We start from the raw sequence: 5,804 nt of genomic DNA, 5'->3' as shown, positions 1-5,804 counted from the left end.
CTTGGCCATGCGGCGCTGGGCATCGCGGACCGGAACACGGTCGCCGGCGTGGTGCGCGCGCATGTCGCGGCGAAGCAAGGCGGGCTGCGGCTGCTGGTCGGCAGCAGGCTGGGCTTCGAGGATGGCCCTGACGTCATCGCCTATCCGCGCGACCGCGAGGGCTGGGGGCGGCTCTGCCGGCTGCTCAGCCTCGGCAAGGGGCGGGCGGCGAAAGGCGGCTGCCGCCTTCGCCTCGATGATCTGGAGGACCATGCGGCCGGGATGGCGCTGATCGTGATGCCGCCGCCCTGGCCCGATGCCGCCTTCGCCGCCAGCCTCGACCGCATATCGGGCTTCGGCGCCCCGGTCTGGCTCGGGGCGGCGCGCCGCTATGCGCCGGACGACGCCGCGCGGCTGGAGGCGCTCGCCGCGCTGGCCGGACGGCGGCGGCTGGTGGCGGTGAACGACGTTCTGTATCACGCGCCGTCCCGCCGGCCGTTGCAGGACGTGATGCGTTGCATCCGCCATGGCTGCACGATCGCCGAAGCCGGCTTGCGCCTTGAGCCGCATGGCGAGCGGTATCTCAAGCCGGCGGACGAGATGGCACGGCTGTTCCGCGGCCATGAGGCGGCGATCGCGGCGCAGGCAGAGATTCTGGATGCGGTCGGCTTCAAGCTCGGCGACATACGCTACGAATATCCCGACGAGCCGGTGCCGCCCGGCAGGACGCCCGATGCGCATCTCGCCGACCTCGCCTGGGCGGGGGCGGCGATCCGCTATCCCGGCGGCGTGCCGGTGGCGATCGCGGCGACGATCCGTCGCGAGCTCGACCTGATCGCCCGGCTCGGTTACGCGCGTTATTTCCTGACCGTGAACGATATCGTCGGCTTTGCCCGGCGACAGGGGATCCTCTGCCAGGGGCGCGGGTCGGCGGCGAATTCGGCGGTCTGCTACGCGCTCGGCATCACCGCGGTCGATCCCGCCGAGATCGACCTGCTGTTCGAGCGCTTCGTCTCGGCCGAGCGGGGCGAGCCGCCGGATATCGACGTCGATTTCGAGCATGAGCGGCGCGAGGAGGTCATTCAGTATATCTACGGCCGCTACGGCCGCGCGCGGGCGGCAATCGCGGCAACGGTGATCCACTACCGGTCGCGCAGCGCGATCCGCGATGTCGGCAAGGCGCTCGGCCTCGACGCAGCGACGATCGAGACGCTGGCGGCGCAGAGCTGGAATCCGGGCGATGCGCTGTGGTCCGATCCCCGGCTGCGCGAGGCCGGGCTCGATCCGGCCGCGCCGGACCTGCGGCGCGCCATCGGCTTCGCGCGCGAGCTGGTCGACCTGCCGCGGCACCTGTCCCAGCATGTCGGCGGATTCGTGCTGACGCGCACCCGGCTCGACGAGATCGTGCCGGTCGGCCCGGCCGCCATGCCGGGGCGCAGCTTCATCGAATGGGACAAGGACGATATCGACGCGCTAAAGCTGATGAAGGTCGACGTGCTGGCGCTGGGCATGCTCACCTGCATCCGCAAGTGCTTCGCCATGCTGGGCATCGCCGATCTGGCCGACGTGCCGCGCGAGGACCCGCGCGTTTACGACATGCTGAGCCGGGGAGATGCGCTCGGCGTGTTCCAGGTGGAAAGCCGGGCGCAGATGAACATGCTGCCGCGGCTGCGGCCGCGCGCCTTCTACGACCTGGTGATCGAGGTCGCGATCGTCCGGCCGGGGCCGATCCAGGGGGATATGGTGCATCCGTATCTGCGGCGGCGGAACGGGCTGGAAGCGCCGGACATGCCCTCGCCCGCCCTGCGCTCCGTCCTCGGCAAGACGCTCGGCGTGCCGCTGTTCCAGGAACAGGCGATGCGGATCGCCATCGAGGCGGCAGGCTTCACGCCCGGCGAAGCCAACGAACTGCGCCGCGCCATGGCAACCTTCCGCAGTCCCGGTACGATCGAGCGGTTCTTCAACAGGATGATCGAGGGCATGATCGCGAGCGGCCATGAGCGCGATTTCGCGGAACGCTGCTTCCGCCAGATCGAGGGCTTCGGCACCTACGGCTTTCCCGAAAGCCATGCCGCGAGCTTCGCGCACCTGGTCTATGTCTCAGCATGGCTGAAATGCTACCACCCGGCGGAATTCGCCGCTGCCCTGCTGAACTCCCAGCCGATGGGGTTCTATCAGCCGGCGCAGATCGTGCGCGATGCACGCGAACATGGCATCGCCGTCCGCGCCGCCGATGTAGCGGCGAGTTCGTGGGACTGCACGGTGGAAAGCGGGGCGCTGCGGCTCGGCCTGCGCATGATCAGGGGCTTCAGGGCGGACTGGGCCGCACGGATCGACGCCCTGCGGGCGGAGGGCCGAATCTGCCTGCCCGCGCTGGCATCGCTGCCGACAGCCGCCCTCGAAGCGCTTGCCGAGGCCGGCGCCCTGCGATCTCTGGGCATGGACCGGCGTACCGCGCTCTGGCAGGCCGGCCTTGTGGAACCGCCGGCCTCTTTCCCCCTGCTGCCGCTGGCTGCGCCGCCGCGCGGAACCCCAGACCTGCCGGCGATACGACCCGAGGACCACGTGGCCGCCGATTATCGTGCCACCGGGCTGTCGCTGCGCGCACATCCGATGGGCTTGCTACGCGGCCACCCTAGGCTTGAGGGTATGATGACCTGCCAGGCCGTTACGGCCTTCGCCGCCGATGGCAGCATCGTCGATCTCGCCGGGATCGTCACCATCCGCCAGCGGCCCGGGAGCGCACGGGGAACGGTTTTCATTACGATCGAGGACGAAACGGGGATCGCCAATCTGATTGTCCGGCCGGCCCTGGTCGAAAGCCTGCGGACACAGGTGATCGGCGCATCGCTGCTCGGCGCGCGCGGACGGGTGCAGCGCAGCGTCGAGAAGGATGCTGCCATCGTGCATGTCCTGGTCGAAGCACTGAGCGATCTCTCCGCCCTGTTGGAGGTGCTGGACCGGCCTTCAACTGAGGCCGAGCCGTGCGGCACGGTACCGCAGAGGAAGAGCCTGCCACGAAGCCGTGATTTTCACTGACCGCAACACCAAACATAACCATTCATTAACATTCATCCACGATACTGCGCGAGCAGGACCAGAGGACGACAAATGGCCAAAACGCCCACCGCCGCAAAAAATGCTGCCGACACCCCTTTGCCTGAAGCCGGGGCCGAGGAAGCACCAGCCAAGTCATCAAGACGCAAGCTGTTTGTGATTGGTGGGGCTGTTGCCGCTATCATGCTTTTGGTTGTCGGTCTCTGGATAACGGGAATCCTGCCTCATCTTCTCGGGCAGACAAATCATCACAAGTTGACCGGTCCAGTCTATGTCAAGGTCCCTGAAATTGTTGCCAATCTCAATGTACCAAGTGGGCAAGATTCATACGTGAAACTTGAAGCAACCATAGAATTAGCTGATCCGAAATCAGCAAAAATTGCAATGACCGACATGCCGCGCGTTGTAGATGTATTTGAAACCTATCTTCGTGCCATGCGGCCGGACGAATTGCGCGGTGCTTCAGGTACTTATCGCTTACGTGAAGCTTTAATCAATCGTGTTAAAATCGCGACCGCTCCGGCAATCGTTAAGGATATTCTCTTTCAGGAACTGATTGTCCAATAGCTTCGATATCTGGTGGTTTCTTAAAACTTAGGCGCAAAATGGTGCAAACGATGCTAGTAGATCTTCTCGAGTTCGGAACCTGGGGGTTCCAGGTTGTCCTTTTTGGGCTTCTGGTATTCACTCTGATCTATGCGCGCCGTCTGGACCGATCAATCATCCAGATGCGAGCCGAACGGCAGACGTTGCAGGAGCTTATCGACCGGATCGGCACATCTGTGACTGCTGCCATAGACGCCACAGATCGGCTCACGAAAGAAGCGGGCAAGAGTTCCGCTGTACTAGATGAAGCTTGCCAGGCAGCGGCGGTAGCCACCAAACGTCTCGACGACGCAATAAGCCAGGCAACAATCGTTGCCAATATGCCTCCGCTCATGGAACGCCAGGAAGCTGTCGAAGCACCGTTAAAGCCCGCGATGACAACGCAGCCTCAGAGCACCCACTTGATAGCTCCGCCGCACGGAGTGTTAACCGCCACACCAAATTCCCTTGCACGCCCCTCATCGTCACGACGGAGCGTCAAGTTGCAGAGCAGGGCCGAACGCGATCTTGTCCGGATGTTGGCTGATGTCACCTAACGACTCCCGATCCGGCGGTACTCCACGCCTCCTGCCTATTGTGATGTTCTGCCTATGTGGAACCATCCTCTTCAAGTCGGCTGGCCTCATTGAGGCTGCGTTTGCGAAGACCGAGGCTACGTCGCAAGTAAGCAAGAAGATTGACGCCCGTCATTCGGATGCCGAACCGACAGGACCGAACGCGCCACCGAATTCCAACACAATGCCTTATGCACCCGTCGCTAACTGGACAGATCGCCCCCCTCCGCCTCCTCTTTGCAAGCCAGATCCGCTTGATCAGGCTGGAGAACGCAAGATACTGCTTCAACTCAAGCAGCGGGCTAAACAACTTGATGCGAGAGCCGCTGCTCTGGATCAACGGGAAGCTGAACTGACGGTGGCAAAAGCAGCAATTGCAAAGCAAGTCGCCGCACTCAAGCCATTGGCCAAGCGGCTTGAAGCGATGAATGCAGAGCATCACGCCGCGAATGAAAAGAAGTGGGCTGCTTTGGTTTCCACATATGAAACGATGGATCCACGCAGCGCGGCACGCATTTTTGACGGGTTAGATCCGGAAGTCGTACTGAATGTGCTTCAGCGAATGAATAGCCGGAAATCAGCACCGATACTGGCGGCCATGACTCCCGAGAAAGCACAGATGGTTACTGAGAAGCTTGCGGGAATTTCACAGCCATCCATCGAAGCTCAGCCTGCTGCCTCACTTCTGCCCGATGGCGCGCCATGAATCGTTCACCTCAAAAAAAGATATGTAGCAAAAGAATTAAAATGTTGCTGCATATTTGCGGCATTTTGGCTGTCAGTACGGAACCGTCCCTCGCCATCAGTACGAAGCCATATTGGTTTCGTATTCTTGTTCCAAATAATTTAGCGCCGTCCCAAATTGGTCAGGCAATTTTCCGTGAAGGAAATTATGAATACATCGTACTGGCAGCCAAGCTCCCTGTTCGGAAATTTGCCCTCCGCCAAGTCACCGGCATTCCAGATGCCACAGTAGTTCATCTCCCCGGCGCAACGGTCTTACAAATTCCGCTTCCGCTTGGACAAGACATAATTACAACGGTCGGCAATAGTTCGTTTCATGTAGATATAGCGAAATCAATTGCATCAAAAGCAATGCCTGTTTCATTCAATAAGGGTGCAATCAATCTGAAGTGTGATCGATCCGCAGCGGTCGTATCAATGTCGGATCCTCGGACTGGCCGTCCCTTGCTTGTCGGCACTGTGCTTGGGTCCTGCTCGATAAAAAGTAATCTCAGCGGCCCAGGATATCGGTTCATACCGGCATCTCGTGGAATTGCCGTGGTAGCGTCATCCGATGCAATAACGCTGTCTCCAGAGCCATCAGGCTTTGTATTGCAAGCAATGGAGCCTGAAGCCAGGCTGCCGATCGGAAATCCATTTGTAAAGCCACCTTTGACAGACGTTTCAGACACTCCGAATGGAATAAATTTACCACAATACGGCATAATCGGATTGAGACGAAGGCTTGGTATTGAACGGGTAGCAGTTGCGGAAGCTCCGCCTCTCGATAGGCGAGAGGCAACATTTCGCCTAGCTCGCGTGATGCTCGCCTTGGATATGGGGCCCGAAGCTGGAGCTGCCCTGGATCGTCTAGCCGGGATTATT

General features: G+C 61.1%; 4 protein-coding genes and 1 pseudogene. All 5 read left to right on the top strand.

Annotated elements, in window-relative coordinates; genetic code table 11:
• On the top strand, positions 1–3,018 hold a 3,018-nt coding region (locus APM_RS15395; RefSeq protein ID WP_007424306.1), incomplete at its 5' end, for an error-prone DNA polymerase.
• Between the two features lie 72 nt (positions 3,019–3,090).
• Positions 3,091–3,603 (top strand): flagellar basal body-associated FliL family protein, encoded by a 513-nt coding sequence (locus APM_RS20635; protein WP_007424305.1) that lies wholly within the window; start codon positions 3,091–3,093, stop codon positions 3,601–3,603.
• 38 nt (positions 3,604–3,641) lie between these two features.
• Positions 3,642–4,178 carry a hypothetical protein gene (locus tag APM_RS15390; protein ID WP_039888956.1) on the top strand — a complete coding sequence of 179 codons (537 nt, stop codon included), beginning with the start codon at positions 3,642–3,644 and terminating at the stop codon, positions 4,176–4,178.
• Positions 4,168–4,902, top strand: a complete 735-nt coding sequence (locus APM_RS21695; protein WP_138919228.1) for a MotE family protein — start codon at positions 4,168–4,170, stop codon at positions 4,900–4,902. Before APM_RS15390 ends, APM_RS21695 begins: the two co-directional genes overlap by 11 nt.
• Positions 4,899–5,804: pseudogene (locus tag APM_RS22750) on the top strand (hypothetical protein); the annotation flags it as partial. The gene APM_RS21695 and the pseudogene APM_RS22750, both read left to right, overlap by 4 nt.

Origin of the sequence: Acidiphilium sp. PM (genome assembly GCF_000219295.1) — a bacterium.
In the GTDB taxonomy this organism is placed as follows: domain Bacteria; phylum Pseudomonadota; class Alphaproteobacteria; order Acetobacterales; family Acetobacteraceae; genus Acidiphilium; species Acidiphilium multivorum.
Note: the sequence above shows the minus strand (reverse complement) of the source record. Positions and strands in the feature narration are given on the sequence as shown.

Excerpts from the sequence above, each read along its gene's own strand:
- APM_RS15390 (WP_039888956.1), top strand. The coding sequence starts at position 3,642 with ATGGTGCAAACGATGCTAGTAGATCTTCTCGAGTTCGGAACCTGGGGG.
- APM_RS21695 (WP_138919228.1), top strand. The coding sequence starts at position 4,168 with ATGTCACCTAACGACTCCCGATCCGGCGGTACTCCACGCCTCCTGCCT.
- APM_RS20635 (WP_007424305.1), top strand. The coding sequence starts at position 3,091 with ATGGCCAAAACGCCCACCGCCGCAAAAAATGCTGCCGACACCCCTTTG.